The sequence below is a fragment of the Salinivibrio sp. YCSC6 genome (assembly GCF_004916735.1).
Taxonomy (GTDB): Bacteria; Pseudomonadota; Gammaproteobacteria; order Enterobacterales; family Vibrionaceae; genus Salinivibrio; species Salinivibrio proteolyticus.
Genome location: NZ_CP039516.1, coordinates 2,459,405 through 2,473,350 on the forward strand (window position 1 = coordinate 2,459,405; position 13,946 = coordinate 2,473,350).

Annotated in this window: 13 protein-coding genes; 8 read left to right on the forward strand and 5 right to left on the reverse strand. The window is 50.9% G+C overall.

The genetic code is table 11. From position 1 onward, the window contains the following. Positions 1–175: 175 nt before the first annotated feature. Genes ampD through E8E00_RS11370 form a run of 3 tightly spaced genes read right to left on the reverse strand, consistent with a single transcriptional unit; the run spans position 176 to position 3,051 of the window. Complete coding sequence (gene ampD, locus E8E00_RS11360) at positions 176–730, reverse strand: 1,6-anhydro-N-acetylmuramyl-L-alanine amidase AmpD (protein ID WP_096630826.1); 555 nt, start codon at positions 728–730, stop codon at positions 176–178. Positions 731–757: 27 nt separating this feature from the next. Further along, on the reverse strand, positions 758–2,062 hold the full coding sequence (locus E8E00_RS11365) for a diguanylate cyclase domain-containing protein (RefSeq protein ID WP_069586615.1): 1,305 nt from the start codon (positions 2,060–2,062) through the stop codon (positions 758–760). Continuing rightward, complete coding sequence (locus E8E00_RS11370) at positions 2,059–3,051, reverse strand: ABC transporter substrate-binding protein (RefSeq protein WP_136588386.1); 993 nt, start codon at positions 3,049–3,051, stop codon at positions 2,059–2,061. The genes E8E00_RS11365 and E8E00_RS11370 overlap by 4 nt, the downstream gene beginning before the upstream one ends. Positions 3,052–3,213: 162 nt before the next feature. Here E8E00_RS11370 and nadC point away from each other — a divergent pair, with 162 nt between their 5' ends. The 8 genes from nadC to yacG all read left to right on the forward strand — a co-directional run bounded on the left by nadC (position 3,214) and on the right by yacG (position 10,248). Then, a complete protein-coding gene (gene nadC, locus E8E00_RS11375) occupies positions 3,214–4,122 on the forward strand; it encodes a carboxylating nicotinate-nucleotide diphosphorylase (RefSeq protein WP_096630817.1) in 909 nt (302 codons plus the stop codon). A gap of 248 nt (positions 4,123–4,370) precedes the next feature. Continuing rightward, complete coding sequence (locus tag E8E00_RS17345) at positions 4,371–4,811, forward strand: prepilin-type N-terminal cleavage/methylation domain-containing protein (protein ID WP_069586613.1); 441 nt, start codon at positions 4,371–4,373, stop codon at positions 4,809–4,811. A gap of 7 nt (positions 4,812–4,818) precedes the next feature. After that, on the forward strand, positions 4,819–6,501 hold the full coding sequence (gene pilB, locus E8E00_RS11385; protein ID WP_096630814.1) for a type IV-A pilus assembly ATPase PilB: 1,683 nt from the start codon (positions 4,819–4,821) through the stop codon (positions 6,499–6,501). A gap of 9 nt (positions 6,502–6,510) precedes the next feature. Next, positions 6,511–7,725: a type II secretion system F family protein gene (locus E8E00_RS11390; RefSeq protein WP_096630811.1), complete on the forward strand. Its 1,215-nt coding sequence runs from the start codon at positions 6,511–6,513 to the stop codon at positions 7,723–7,725. A gap of 64 nt (positions 7,726–7,789) precedes the next feature. Beyond that, positions 7,790–8,659 (forward strand): A24 family peptidase, encoded by an 870-nt coding sequence (locus E8E00_RS11395; protein WP_096630808.1) that lies wholly within the window; start codon positions 7,790–7,792, stop codon positions 8,657–8,659. Continuing rightward, positions 8,659–9,273 carry a dephospho-CoA kinase gene (gene coaE / locus E8E00_RS11400; RefSeq protein WP_096630805.1) on the forward strand — a complete coding sequence of 205 codons (615 nt, stop codon included), beginning with the start codon at positions 8,659–8,661 and terminating at the stop codon, positions 9,271–9,273. The genes E8E00_RS11395 and coaE overlap by 1 nt, the downstream gene beginning before the upstream one ends. Positions 9,274–9,296: 23 nt before the next feature. Further along, positions 9,297–10,037: a cell division protein ZapD gene (gene zapD / locus E8E00_RS11405; RefSeq protein ID WP_096630802.1), complete on the forward strand. Its 741-nt coding sequence runs from the start codon at positions 9,297–9,299 to the stop codon at positions 10,035–10,037. A 4-nt stretch (positions 10,038–10,041) separates the two neighbouring features. Further along, positions 10,042–10,248, forward strand: coding sequence for a DNA gyrase inhibitor YacG (gene yacG, locus E8E00_RS11410; RefSeq protein WP_069586608.1), 207 nt, complete (start codon positions 10,042–10,044; stop codon positions 10,246–10,248). A 30-nt stretch (positions 10,249–10,278) separates the two neighbouring features. On the opposite strand, the gene mutT is transcribed toward yacG, so the two are convergent. Both mutT and secA read right to left on the reverse strand, forming a co-directional pair. Next, positions 10,279–10,674, reverse strand: a complete 396-nt coding sequence (gene mutT, locus E8E00_RS11415) for an 8-oxo-dGTP diphosphatase MutT (RefSeq protein WP_096630799.1) — start codon at positions 10,672–10,674, stop codon at positions 10,279–10,281. A 133-nt stretch (positions 10,675–10,807) separates the two neighbouring features. After that, positions 10,808–13,531, reverse strand: a complete 2,724-nt coding sequence (gene secA, locus E8E00_RS11420; RefSeq protein WP_077455358.1) for a preprotein translocase subunit SecA — start codon at positions 13,529–13,531, stop codon at positions 10,808–10,810. Positions 13,532–13,946: the final 415 nt, after the last annotated feature.

Genomic DNA, 13,946 nt, shown 5'->3' on the forward strand with positions numbered 1-13,946 from the left:
ACAGCAAATATTGTGTCCACCAGAAGTTTGATTGACATCATGGAAACGACTGTATCTTTAAGGTGACAGTCGGCACAGTCTAGCTCGCAAAAATTGGTCTGACCAATAAACACTTTATTAACAAGCCGCTTTTTTACAGCCCCACGAGCCTAAACAAGCGCGTGATGCCGCCACACTATTTGGCGATCAGCGAATTATAGTAGGGCCAATCAAATGCAGGGCCCGGATCGGTTTTTCTCCCCGGCGCAATATGTTCATGGCCGGTAATGCGATCACAGGTAATGGCTGGATAATACTGCATCAGCGTACGGGTGATCGTCGCTAAAGCTTGGTACTGCGGATCGGTATAAGGTAGGTCATCCGTGCCCTCGAGCTCGATACCGATCGAAAAGTCATTGCATTGCTCGCGTCCATCAAAACACGAAGCGCCAGCATGCCACGCACGCTCGTTGAATGGTACAAACTGGATCACACTTCCATCTCGTCGGATCAGTAGGTGCGCGGAGACGCGAAGATCGGCGATCTCAGCAAAATAAGGGTGCTTACTCACGTCGAGCTGACCTTGAAAAAACTGTTCGATATAGGTGCCATCAAACTGTCCTGGCGGGAGGCTAATATTGTGGATGACCAGTAAGGAAATCTCTTCCTCATCGGGTCGTTGGTTGTAGTGGGGAGATGGGCAAGCGCGCGCGCCCACCAGCCAATGATCGTTGATGTTTGAAAAAGACATGCCGCTATCCATGGTTGGACTGGACGATTACTCTATCTCGCGGGTGTTCAGATTGGAATAGAAGCAGCAACCCGCGCTTGGGTTCGCTTTGGCATGATACATGGCTGAATCAGCTTGATTCATCAATTGTTGCAATTCCAGTCCATCGGTTGGGAAACAGCTCACCCCGATACTCAGAGAAAGCTCCAGCTCTGCACCATTGGTCACCATTGGCGCGCGCATTTCTTGAATAATACGCTCAATCACCTCTTGCAGTGCCTGTTTATCCGCCAATAAATCGAGCCAAACAATAAACTCATCCCCACCTAAACGCCCGACTAAATCCGAACGTCGCACCGCAAGCTTTAACCGCTGGCTAACGACTTTTAGCAATTCATCCCCCACCCCGTGACCATAGGTATCGTTCACTTCTTTAAATCGGTTTACATCGATAAACAGCAACGCGGCTTTGGTTTGCGCGCGTGAAGCACGCATCAAGGCAACCTCCACATGTGACTCAAACGCACGGCGATTAAACAGTCGAGTGAGTTCATCATGCTCGGCTAAGTACATTAGCTGCTGCTGTTGCTCTCGCAGTTGCTGAGTTTGTTGGGCAATCTCTTCGGCAAGCTGTTCTTTGCGCACCATAGTATTTTTCAACGTGCGCTTCATCTCGTTAACGTGGGCGGCAAGATCAGACATTTCATCAGAAGTGTCGAGTGAGAGCTGAGTGGTTAAATCCCCTTGCTTGATTTTCGCCACATCGTCATGCAGCTCCTCAAGCCGCTGAAAGAAACGCCGCCGTGTATTGGTGGCTAATGCGGTCACTAACAGCGCCAATAAGATCAGCACCCCGCCATGGAGGAGAAGCAAGGCTTTTTGTTGCTGCCCAGCTGAGTGCATCGCTTCTTGACGCATGGAGAAGGCCGCCTCACTCATGGTTTGTAGTAGCATGTTATAGCGAGAAAACACCATCAATCGCGCACTTTCCGTGGTATTGATATCGCTCTGACGCCGTGCCGATAACACTAATAAAGTGTCAATACTTTGTGCCGCTTGGCGAATCGCTTGGAGCGGCTGGATCGGCAATTCACGATTTTTTTCACGAAGGCGTTGCAGCAAGGTTTGGTTGGCATGATACGCATCTTGGCGTGTTTCCGCGCTATGGTACTGTTGATATAACCAAAGCCTTCCCCGCACCGCATCAATTTGTGAATGCAAAGAAACAATGGCATCAAGACGATGTTGGACCTGCGTTTGTTTATAAAACAACTCTACGGTGATAAGTAAGGTGATCATGGTGAGCGCAGCACAGGCGTACACAACGACACTTAACTGTTGTCCTATCTTCATTTTAATAAGCTCGCCTTATGCGTCGCCTCCGTTAAAGGACCAGGATTTAGCAAACGACGAAAGCCCGGTTCCGTCCCTGCCACTAGCCCGGCTTCTCGTGCCCACATAGCTTGATTTTTTAAGCTCAGGAGTAAAGCGTCGCTCAAGGAAAGCCGAAAAAGATAGTCTTGCCAAAGCCATGCCAGCTGGTTGTCGGGAATTGACAAGTAGTCGGCCACGACTGTCTTTGATTCATCGGGATGGAGATGAATATAGTCAATCGCATCATTCAGCCCTGCAATCACCTGACGCATACGCTGGTGTTGATGAATGTTTAACGGGCTTCGGCTCGCTAGTAAAAAAGAGAGGTTGTGCAGCCCCTTACTGTTAAATTGCGATACGCGCTGTTGCGCCTCTTGCATCACTTGATAGCCATAAGGCTCCCAAATTGAAATCGCATCGACTTCTCCACGCAATAACGCGCCGGGGAGTTGGTCTGGGGAATAGTAGGCTTTTCTTATCGGCAACTCAGACAGACCATTCAGATTGAGCATTAAGTCTAAGAAGAACTCACTGGCGCTCGATTGCACTACGCCAATACGCGCATTCGCCAGCACATCGAGCGATTGGTGAATCGGCAACGTCAATGACCAGAGTTTGACGTCGTTATTGGACTCTACAAAACTGGCGAGGATATTAAAGTCATCACGTTGAAAGCTATTAAACATCGCGACGGTTTCCGACACCGTCGCGAGATCGGCCTCTCCCGCCATCAGCGTATTAAAACTTTTAACCCCACCATGAACCGGTAAAAGGCTAACATTCACACCGTGGCTGGCAAAAAAACCCTGTTTCTTCGCGATGATAATGGGTGCGGCAAGCGGTGTGAGCGATACTGCAATCGTCACGGTCGGACTGCTGTTGTTGACAGGCGCACGCACTCCTTGCCACGCCCAATACCCCAGTATCGCGATGGCTAACATGGCACATAATGCAAATAGTCGTTTCATTGTTGCGCCTCATAAGTGTGTGCTGACACCAAGTATAGTCAAGGTTTAGACAGGCCATGCACAAAAAACAAGGCGATAAAAAAGTTTACCGCTGCAGTGGCTGCATTTCATCACCAGTGAGGTTATCATTTCGGCAACTTTTGACTGCACCAGTGAGCCAAGATGACGTCGACAACTTCTCCATTTCGCGCGGTACACGATAGCGATAGCCGCTTTGCTTACCTCACCTCGCACCTTGATGCGGACGTAAAACGTCTAGTTTCTGAGACACTTCGAGAAGACTTGGGAGGAGAGATTGATCCCAGTCAGGACATTACCGCAAGCTTGATCCCTGCCGACTCGGTCTCTACCGCTATTTTAATCACTCGAGAAGCTGGGGTATTTTGTGGTCAGGCGTTTGCCGATGAGGTATTTCGTCAACTCGGCGGGGCCGTGTCGCTCACTTGGCATGTCAAAGATGGCGACACAGTGACACCAAATCAAACTTTGTGCACCCTGCACGGCCCCTCGCGGATTATTTTGACCGGCGAGCGCAATGCGATGAATTTTATTCAAACGCTATCCGGTTGTGCGAGCAAGGTGGCGACTTATGTGGCGGCGCTTAATGGCACGCACACCCAATTACTCGACACCCGCAAAACCATTCCGGGAATGCGGAGTGCGTTGAAGTACGCGGTCGCGTGTGGTGGCGGCCATAATCATCGGATTGGGGTGTTCGATGCATATTTGATTAAAGAAAATCATATTCTTGCCTGTGGGGGCATTGCCAATGCCGTGCAAGAAGCCCGTCGCCTTAACCCCGATAAGCCAGTGGAAGTAGAAACAGAAACCTTGGCCGAGCTGCAACAAGCCATTGATGCAGGGGCCGATGTGGTGATGCTGGATAACTTTACCATTCCCATGATGCATGAAGCGGTTGCGCTCAACCAAGGCCGTGTCGCCCTCGAAGTATCTGGAAACGTCACCTTGGACACCCTCGCCGACTATGCCGCCACAGGCGTCGATTATATTTCCGTGGGCGCGCTGACCAAGCATGTTACCGCGCTCGATTTATCCATGCGCTTTCAGTAATCCACCTGTTCGCAAGATAATGAGGCCGCCTCTTACCCGCGGCCTTTTTTATAACAATTCTGTGACAAAAAATTTGTCGTCTGTCGAACACTGCAACAGAAAAAAACCACTGTTACATCAAGGTTTTATCTTTGACTCTCAAACTCATGTTTCCCCTCTTTTCTGCGCCACACACGAGCGTAAAGTGCTGGCACTGATTGTTGCCCACTCACTTTGCGGCAGCTCATGATTACGAGGAGAGAAATAGGATGAAAAAGCAACAAGGGTTTAGTTTGATTGAGTTACTGATCGTCGTCGGTATTATCGCAGCGCTGTCTGCCATCGCTGTTCCCGCTTATGTTAATAAACAGAAAATTGCCGAATTTAACTCAGGGTTAGCATCAGGCCGTGCTCTCCTTACACGACTAGATCTTTATTTGGATGAAAATAGTGGCTCTTCAGCGAGTGACTTTAAAGCAGCCTTAGGTGACGCAGCGAATCTCGGAGAGCTGGCAACAGTCAACGTCTCAGGAGCTAGTGGAGAAGGCGAAGATGCCACATCGACAGAGCTTACAGTAACGTTTACTCAAAATAGTTCTATTAACGGAACAGTAATTACCTTTGAGAAAAGCGACCTTGCTTGGGTATGTAAATACTCAACGAGCGAAGCTTTCGAAGCTGGTGATATTAAAGGATGTAAAAAAGCATAAGTAGCCAATGATCCCAACCGCTCAGTTGTATCAAGCCGGTTTATTGACTGATGCCCAGCGCGATATGCTGGGCATTGGCGAACATACGTCGCTCAGTCTTGCGCATATACTCGATGCTGGGGTTGACCCCACCGCGCTCGCCAACACCCTCGCCACGCTGTACCATCTTCCGTTCGCAGAGAGCCATCAATATCCGTTTAAAGACACCTGCTATGCCCTCGACCGACGCGATTTAATTCAGCGTCACCAAGTGTTACCGCTTGCTCAGCAAGGCCAAGAGCTATTACTGGGGGTCAGTGACCCAGATAACGCAGAAGCTGTCGCCGACTTTCGCTTTTCTACTGGGCTCAATGTCCGGTTAGTGGTGCTCAGTCAGCCAGATTTGGATGCTGCGTTGCGCCACTTATATGGGGCAGATATCGATGGCACTGGCGATGGTATCACCATCAGTGATCAGGACTTGGCGGCCCTGACCGTCACCGATAGCCCACAAGAGGACAGTGCCGAGCTACAAAGCGATCAGGCGCCCATCAGTCGTTACATTCAACAGATCTTGGTGGATGCGGTGCGCAAAAAAGCCTCCGACGTGCATTTCGAGCCCTTTGAGCATCACTACCAAATTCGTTTTCGCCAAGACGGTTTATTACAAACCTATGCTCATCCTCCAGCAGGGGTCTCGCGGCGACTGTCGACCCGGCTCAAAATCTTAGCCCAACTCAATATTGCCGAACGACGTTTGCCACAGGACGGGCGCATCAAGCTGACCCTCACTGCCGACCATACCGTCGATATGCGCGTCTCTACCCTGCCAACCATTTGGGGCGAGAAAGTAGTAGTTCGTCTATTGGATAATGGCCAGCAGCAATTAACCTTGCATGATTTAGGCTTAACCGAGTGGCAACGCCAGCACTATCAAGACGCATTGGATAGACCGCAAGGCATGATTTTGTTTACCGGCCCAACCGGCAGCGGCAAAACCGTCTCCTTGTACAGTGGGTTAAAGTATCTCAATCAGCCCGAGCGTAATATTGCTACCGTCGAAGATCCGGTTGAGATCCAGCTAGAAGGCGTCAACCAAGTCAACGTTAATACGGCCATTGGTTTAGATTTTGCCACCGCACTCCGCGCATTTTTGCGCCAAGATCCCGATGTAGTCATGGTGGGGGAAATTCGCGATCTCGACACCGCTGAAATCGGGATCAAGGCCGCGCAAACCGGTCATCTGGTGTTATCAACCCTGCATACCAATTCCGCCGCCGAAAGCATCACCCGTTTGTCCCATATGGGCATTGCCCCCTACAACCTTGCCAGCTCTCTAACTTTGGTGGTGGCCCAACGTTTAGTCCGCCGTTTATGCCCGATGTGTAAACAGCCGCACCCAGCTGATGATCCACACCTTCAGCACTTAGCTAACCTCTATCCGACGTTAACCCCAAACACCTTGTACCAAGCTCATCCTCACGGGTGCTATCAGTGTTATCAAGGCTATCAGGGTCGCACAGGGGTGTATGAGGTGCTTCCTGTCACCGAGACTATTGCCAGCGCCATTTACCGCAATGCCAGTGCCATCGAACTGACCCAACTGGCGACGGAGGAAGGGATGTGGCGATTAGCCGAGTCCGGGATTGCCAAACTCAATCAAGGGATCACCAGCATTCAAGAGCTTACTCGCGTTATTCAGCTTGCCTAAGGAGTCTTCATGGCCAAACCCACGCTGTTTCTCTTTCATTGGCGCCAAGCCGCTGCAGGCGGCGACAAAAAAGGCCAGGTGTTCGCCTATACCGAGCAGGATGCTCGCCAACAGCTGGCGAGCCAATCGATCTTGCCCACACGCATCATTCGCCGTCGACTATCGAGCTTTCAGCAGCGCCGTCACAAAGCCAAAGCGGCGGATATCACTCAGTTTTCCCGCGATCTCACCACTCTGCTAGAGTCTGGGATCCCTATCGTACAGGCCCTCAACCTCATCGCGCTCAATCAGGTCAAAGCCGAGATGCGCTTGCTGGTGCGTCATATTCGCCAGCAACTCGAAGCGGGCACCAGTTTAAGCGATGCGTTGGCGCAAGCGAGTCCCTTGTTTGATCGCTTCTACTGCGATCTGGTCGCAACAGGCGAGCAAACCGGGCAGTTACCACAGGTCTTTGCTCGTTTAACCTTGTATCGTGAAAAGCAGGCGCAGCTTCGCAGTAAAGTGATTAAAGCCATGATCTATCCCAGCATAGTGATCAGCGTGGCCTTGGGAGTGAGTGCCTATCTGCTGGTATTCGTGATCCCGAAGTTTAAACATATTTTTGACTCCTTCGGCGCCGAGCTACCTTGGCTGACCCAACAAGTGCTCGCCTTATCCGACATCGTCAGCCAACACGCATTAACCATCACACTGATGATGGCGGGCCTTGCCGCTGCCCACCAATTGCTACAGCGTAAAAACGCGACTTACCACTATTACTATGACCGCTGGCTACTCCGACTGCCCGTCATTGGTGAAGTGGTGAGTAAAGCCTGCATTGCCAAATTTTCTCGTACCCTCGCCACCACCTTTAGTGCTGGTATCCCGTTACTTTCTGGCTTACAAGCGGCAACAAAATCCATGACCAACGCTTATTATGTTCACGCGCTTAATGCAGTGTATCAGCACACCGCAACGGGTATTCCACTCCACCAAGCATTGCGTGACAGCGACAGCTTCCCTGTGATGGTGACCCAAATGGTGATGATTGGCGAAGAGTCGGGCTCACTCGATAATATGCTCAACCGCATCGCGCAAATCTATGAAGCCGAAGTCGATAACACCGTGGACAACCTCGGTAAAATTATCGAGCCCCTGTTAATTTTAGTGCTGGGGCTATTGATTGGCGGCTTGGTGGTGGCCATGTATTTACCGATTTTCAATCTGATGTCCGTTCTTGGCTAGCCAAGATAGAGTCTCTCGCCACAAGGCGCTATGATGCGCACAAGGTTTATACCCAGAAGGTCCCATGTTGATATTCTCATCGCCGTTATTCATCGTTCTTGCCGGCCTATTCGGCCTGATTATCGGTAGCTTTTTAAATGTGGTCATCGCACGTTTGCCGATCATGATGGCGCGTCGTTGGCGCCAAGAATGCTTAGCCACCTTTCCTGATGCAAACATTGAGGCCCCCGATGGGCAGCGTTTTGATTTGTGCCTTCCCGCGTCTCACTGTCCGGCCTGTGAGCAAACCATTCGCTGGTATGACAATATTCCGCTACTCAGTTGGCTGGCTTTAAAAGGCCGCTGCCGCCATTGCCAACATCCCATCAGTAAACGCTACCCATTGGTGGAGCTGACCAGCGCGATACTTTGCATGCTCCCCGCATGGCTTTTCACCTCCCCGACGTGGGCCATCGCGGTGATGGCGGCTAGTTTAGTGTTGTTAGCCTTAACCTTGATTGATTGGGAAACCCTGCTGCTGCCCGATCAACTCACCTTACCCTTGATGTGGTCCGGCATCGGCCTTGCGCTGATCGGCATCAGCCCCGTCACCCTCAGTGAGAGTGTCATTGGCGCCATGGTCGGTTATGTCAGCCTTTGGAGCCTCTTTTGGGCCTTTAAGCTCACCACCGGCAAAGAAGGCATGGGCTATGGCGACTTTAAGCTCTTTGCCGCCTTGGGGGCGTGGCTGGGATGGCAAGTACTGCCGCTCTTGATCCTGCTGGCCTCATTAAGTGGCGCCGTGATTGGCGCGATCCTACTCCGCCGTCAGCAGCAAGGACTGCAGCAACCTTTCGCCTTTGGTCCTTTTATTGCGATCGCCGGCTGGGTCTGCCTCCTGTGGGGGGATGGCCTGTTACACTGGTATCTTTCACAACTATTGGGAGTGCGTTAATGGGATTAGTGATTGGGCTTACTGGCGGTATCGGTAGCGGCAAAACCACGGTTGCCAACCAGTTTGCGGCCAAAGGCATTGAGGTGATTGATGCAGATGTGATTGCACGCGATGTGGTGGCGGTTGGCAGTGAAGGGCTTGCGGCAATCGCCGCGCGCTTTGGTGAGTCAGCCCTGCTGCCCGATGGGCAATTGAATCGCGCTTGGCTCAGAGAACGGGTCTTTTCACACCCAGACGACAAACGGTGGTTGGATGACTTACTGCACCCGATGATCCGTACCCAGATGATCAGCGCTTGCGCGCAAGCACGCTCTTCCTACTGTTTGCTTGTGGTGCCGTTATTGGTGGAAAATAACCTTATGGCATTAGCGGATCGCATTTTGGTGGTCGATGTTGATGAGCAAACCCAAATTGCACGGACATTAAAGCGAGACGGCGTGAGCCGCCAGCAAGTGGATGCCATTCTGGCTGCCCAAGCAACCCGTGCGCAGCGACTTGCGGTCGCCGACGACATCATCAACAATGATCAACCAGAGACGGAACTCCAACACCAGATTGATGCCTTACACCAGACGTATTTAACCTTGGCCGCCCACCATCACACCGGGGAGTAACCGGATAGGATCGCGAAACATTTATGACCAGCCTCACTTTGTATGAACACCCACTCAATGAACAGGTGCGAATTTATTTGCGCCTAGAGTACCTGCTCGATCAATTGGACGAAGTGAGCGGATTATCGGCCCCTTGCCACCATATTCAATTTTTCCGCAGTCTATTTGATTTGCTGGAAATTCTCGAACAAGTGCAAGTGAAAGCGGATCTTGCCAAGGATTTGGATAAGCTCAAGAAAAAGCTCAACGCTTGGGCGCATGTGCCACAGGTCGATCAACAGCAGCTGCAACAACTGCTCGAGCAATTGGCCGAGCACCAACGTGCGGTCTTGCAAGCCAAGCGTTTTGGCCAATCGCTACGCGAAGATCGCTTCCTGACCAGCATCAAACAGCGATTCTCCATTCCCGGTGGCAGCTGTAGTTTTGATTTACCCATTTTCCACTATTGGTTACATCAGCCTTTGGCCGCCCGCCAAAACGCGATTAATGGCTGGCTCGCCACACTATCACCGCTACGTCATGCCCTAGCATTTTGGTTACAACTGACCCGAGAAAGCGCACAAGGTGGGCATGTCGAGGTTAAACAAGGTTTCTATCAACAAGACGCTGATGGCGCGTGCCTGATCCGAATTCAGGTTAACCCCGATCTGGGCGTTTATCCGTTGGTTTCAGGACACAAAAACCGTTTTGCGATCCGTTTTATGCCATTTGACGATGATCGCGAGGTCGCCGACAATATGCCGGTATTTATCAGTGTCTGTTAAGGAGATGAGCGTGAGTGATACCCCCGCGGTGGTGAAATGTCCAACCTGCCAACAACCTGTTGTTTGGGGCGAAATCAGCCCGCATCGCCCGTTTTGCAGCAAACGTTGTCAGTTGATTGATTTAGGGGAATGGGCCAATGAAGAAAAGGCGATTCCCGGTGCACCAGACAGCTCTGATGACGACCTATGGTCAGAAGGACAGGCGGAGTAATCTCCACCTGCCAAGACGAACGATCCGTGCTTAAAACCGAGCACGGATTTTCTCAAGTACCGCGTCATTCGCTTCAGGGAAGGTATACTCGGATAAACGCGTAATCGGTGCCCACTCACCATGCTGACCTTCCTGCCCTTGCGGTTCCCCTTCAAAGCGACTGACTAAGAAAAAATCAAAGCTTAACGCTTTATCTGGAAAATCAAAGTCTAGCGAAATAAAGGGGCTGACGTCGGTGGCATCAATCCCCACTTCTTCACGCAGCTCCCGCACCACGGCTTGGCGCGGTGTTTCGTTGGCTTCTATTTTTCCGCCGGGGAATTCCCACTTTCCGCCTTGGTGCACATCTGCATGGCGACGTGTAATAAATATCTTATCTTGCGCGGCATTAACAATCACACCAGCGGCAATACTTACCCGTTTCATGAATACTCCTACTTACTACCGCCTACGCGCTATCCACTGTCTGTCGATATGGATGCAAACACGTCGGCGAACGCGCGTCTTGGGGTATAAAAAAAGGCCGCTGAACGGCCTTTTTAGTCATACATAGTCAGGGTTAGATTTTACCGTGACATTGTTTAAATTTCTTCCCTGATCCGCATGGACACGGCTCATTACGGCCAACTTTTCGTCCATCGCGCACCACAGTTTCGTTGCCTGAAGCATTCGCCTCGCCGTCACTGAGTGGGTTATCGGCTTTGGCATGATTCACTTGCTGTTGGCGAGCCGCTTGCTCTGCACGTGCTTGACGCTCCGCTTCCATACGCTCAACGTCATCAGGCTGTTGCACACGAACGCGGCTGAGTGTGGTGATCACGTCGGTTTTTAGCGCTTCTAGCATGTCTTCAAACAGCTCGAACGATTCACGCTTGTACTCCTGCTTCGGATTCTTTTGCGCATAGCCGCGCAGGTGGATACCTTGGCGCAGGTGATCCATCGCCGCCAAATGCTCTTTCCACAGCGTATCCAAAGTTTGCAGCATGACCGCTTTTTCGAAGTTGCGCAGTGTTTCAGCACCCACCGCCGCTTCTTTGCTCTTATAGACATCAATCAGCGATGACAGAATTCGCTCACGCAATAATTCTTCATACAGCTTGTCGTCTTCATCCAACCATTGTTGGATAGGCAATTCGATATCAAAGTCTGCTTTTAAGCGCTGCTCTAGGCCGGCGATATCCCACATTTCTTCCAACGATTGCGGCGGAATATATTGGCTAACCAGTGCATTCACTACATCTTCACGGTTATGCTCAATCATTTCACTGATATCGCTGGAAACCAGCAGCGCGTCACGCAATTCGTAGACCACTTTACGCTGATCGTTGGCCACATCATCGAATTCCAGCAGCTGCTTACGAATGTCGAAGTTACGTCCTTCTACTTTACGTTGCGCGTTTTCAATCGCCTTGTTCACCCAAGGGTGTTCAATCGCTTCACCTTCACCCATCCCGAGGCGTTTCATCATGTTAGAGACTTTTTCTGAGGCAAAAATGCGCATCAGTGAGTCTTCCATCGACAGATAAAAACGCGTCGAACCTGGGTCACCTTGACGACCAGCACGGCCACGAAGCTGGTTATCGATACGGCGTGACTCGTGACGCTCCGTACCAATAATGTGCAAGCCACCCGCCTCAACCACTTGGTCGTGGAGCTGCTGCCATTTCTCTTTCGCCGCTTCGACTTGGGCGTCTGTTGGCTCGTCAATATCACCCAGTACCTGCTTCCAGCTACCGCCTAGAACAATATCCGTACCACGACCGGCCATGTTGGTTGCAATCGTCACGGTGCCCGGATAACCGGCTTGTTCAACGATTTCGGCTTCATGGGCGTGGAATTTCGCGTTGAGGACTTGGTGCTTGATGCCATCTTTTTTCAGCGCATTAGAAAGAAGCTCTGATTTTTCAATCGAGACAGTCCCGACGAGTACCGGCTGGCCTGCTTTCGCTCGCGTTTTAATGTCTTCAATAATCGCAGCAAATTTCTCACGCTCGGTCATGTAAACCTGATCAGCATGATCTTTACGCACCATCGGGCGGTTGGTCGGAATAACCACGGTATCCAATCCATAAATCGACTGGAACTCAAAGGCTTCGGTGTCCGCGGTCCCTGTCATCCCTGACAGCTTTTCATAGAGTCGGAAGAAGTTCTGGAAGGTGATCGAGGCCAGTGTCTGGTTCTCGTTTTGGATTTTCACCCCTTCTTTGGCTTCCACCGCTTGGTGTAACCCTTCAGACCAACGACGTCCCGGCATGGTACGGCCGGTGTGCTCATCAACGATGATCACTTCGTCTTCTTTAACAATGTAATCGACGTCGCGCTCAAACAGCACATGGGCACGGAGTGCGGCGTTAATATGGTGCAACAAGCTAATATTCGCGGGCGAATACAGTGTATCGTCTTCTGCCATCAAGCCGTTTTTCTTTAGCAGCTCTTCGACAAACTCTTGGCCGTTTTCGGTCATGTAGACCTGTTTGGCTTTCTCATCGACGGTGTAATGCCCATCGCCACGATATTCTTCTGAGTCTTCTTCGTCTTGCTTTTCGAGCTGAGGGATCAACGCGTTGATCCGCTGATACATTTCTGAGCTATCTTCTGCTGGCCCTGAAATAATCAGTGGTGTACGCGCCTCATCAATCAAGATGGAGTCCACCTCATCGACAATTGAGAAGTAGCGATCGCGCTGCACGCGATCTTCCGCACGAAACGCCATGTTGTCACGCAGGTAATCGAAACCAAATTCGTTGTTGGTTCCGTAAAGAATGTCACACGCGTAAGCGGCTTTCTTCGCTTCCGGTGGCATGTTCGGCACATTCACGCCGACCGTCATGCCAAGAAAATCGAATAGCGGACGGTTTGTTTCCGCGTCACGTTGCGCCAAGTAGTCGTTGACGGTAACGATATGCACGGATTTGCCTGTCAGTGCATTCAAATAAGACGGCAAGGTCGCCGTCAGGGTTTTACCTTCACCGGTGCGCATTTCTGCAATCTGGCCACTGTGCAGCACCATGCCCCCGATCAGCTGAACATCGAAGTGGCGCATACCAAACACACGCTTAGATGCTTCGCGGACGGTGGCAAAGGCTTCAGGAAGCAGATCGTCCAAGCTTGCGCCTTGGTCGAGACGCTCACGGAATTCGACGGTTTTCGCTTTTAGCGCATCATCACTGAGGGATTCAAATTGGGGCTCTAGCTTGTTGATTTCATCAACGACTTTTCGCAGCCGACGCAAAGTGCGGTCATTACGGCTTCCGATAACTTTAGTCAGGATTTTCGATAACATGGCGTTGCCGGTACTCTTTTTAATGGTCTTCCCACATGGGCGGCAGCTGCACAGCAATGATGCTGGTGTGCATTCAGTTCAACGCGGATAGGCTATGGTTCATCGATTCGACAGAAGATGCCAATGCGCGCATCTTTATTAGGTGGAGCCAAATCGGAAAGAATTCAAGGGCGGACAGTGCCGCTTAACAACTTATTTTCCGCGAAGCTGATTGTGAAATTAACAGGCTGCATTGAAAACACTATGCCTGTCGCTCTACCCATGCGACACTTACCTGTGAATGATTCGGTCACTTATAATAAGGGAAATTGAACCGACATCCTATGAATAATCAGGGACAGATAGGATCAATTAGGAAAAATTAGACGCTGTGCGACTGTTCACGCACCGAATTGACGATAAAAAAGACAATAGC

What these genes read in the sequence shown, in the direction of transcription:
- coaE (WP_096630805.1), top strand. Translation starts at nt 8,659, where the DNA reads ATGGGATTAGTGATTGGGCTTACTGGCGGTATCGGTAGCGGCAAAACC.
- pilB (WP_096630814.1), top strand. Translation starts at nt 4,819, where the DNA reads ATGATCCCAACCGCTCAGTTGTATCAAGCCGGTTTATTGACTGATGCC.
- zapD (WP_096630802.1), top strand. Translation starts at nt 9,297, where the DNA reads ATGACCAGCCTCACTTTGTATGAACACCCACTCAATGAACAGGTGCGA.
- nadC (WP_096630817.1), top strand. Translation starts at nt 3,214, where the DNA reads ATGACGTCGACAACTTCTCCATTTCGCGCGGTACACGATAGCGATAGC.
- ampD (WP_096630826.1), bottom strand. Translation starts at nt 730, where the DNA reads ATGTCTTTTTCAAACATCAACGATCATTGGCTGGTGGGCGCGCGCGCT.
- mutT (WP_096630799.1), bottom strand. Translation starts at nt 10,674, where the DNA reads ATGAAACGGGTAAGTATTGCCGCTGGTGTGATTGTTAATGCCGCGCAA.
- E8E00_RS17345 (WP_069586613.1), top strand. Translation starts at nt 4,371, where the DNA reads ATGAAAAAGCAACAAGGGTTTAGTTTGATTGAGTTACTGATCGTCGTC.
- E8E00_RS11370 (WP_136588386.1), bottom strand. Translation starts at nt 3,051, where the DNA reads ATGAAACGACTATTTGCATTATGTGCCATGTTAGCCATCGCGATACTG.
- secA (WP_077455358.1), bottom strand. Translation starts at nt 13,531, where the DNA reads ATGTTATCGAAAATCCTGACTAAAGTTATCGGAAGCCGTAATGACCGC.
- yacG (WP_069586608.1), top strand. Translation starts at nt 10,042, where the DNA reads ATGAGCGTGAGTGATACCCCCGCGGTGGTGAAATGTCCAACCTGCCAA.
- E8E00_RS11365 (WP_069586615.1), bottom strand. Translation starts at nt 2,062, where the DNA reads ATGAAGATAGGACAACAGTTAAGTGTCGTTGTGTACGCCTGTGCTGCG.
- E8E00_RS11390 (WP_096630811.1), top strand. Translation starts at nt 6,511, where the DNA reads ATGGCCAAACCCACGCTGTTTCTCTTTCATTGGCGCCAAGCCGCTGCA.
- E8E00_RS11395 (WP_096630808.1), top strand. Translation starts at nt 7,790, where the DNA reads ATGTTGATATTCTCATCGCCGTTATTCATCGTTCTTGCCGGCCTATTC.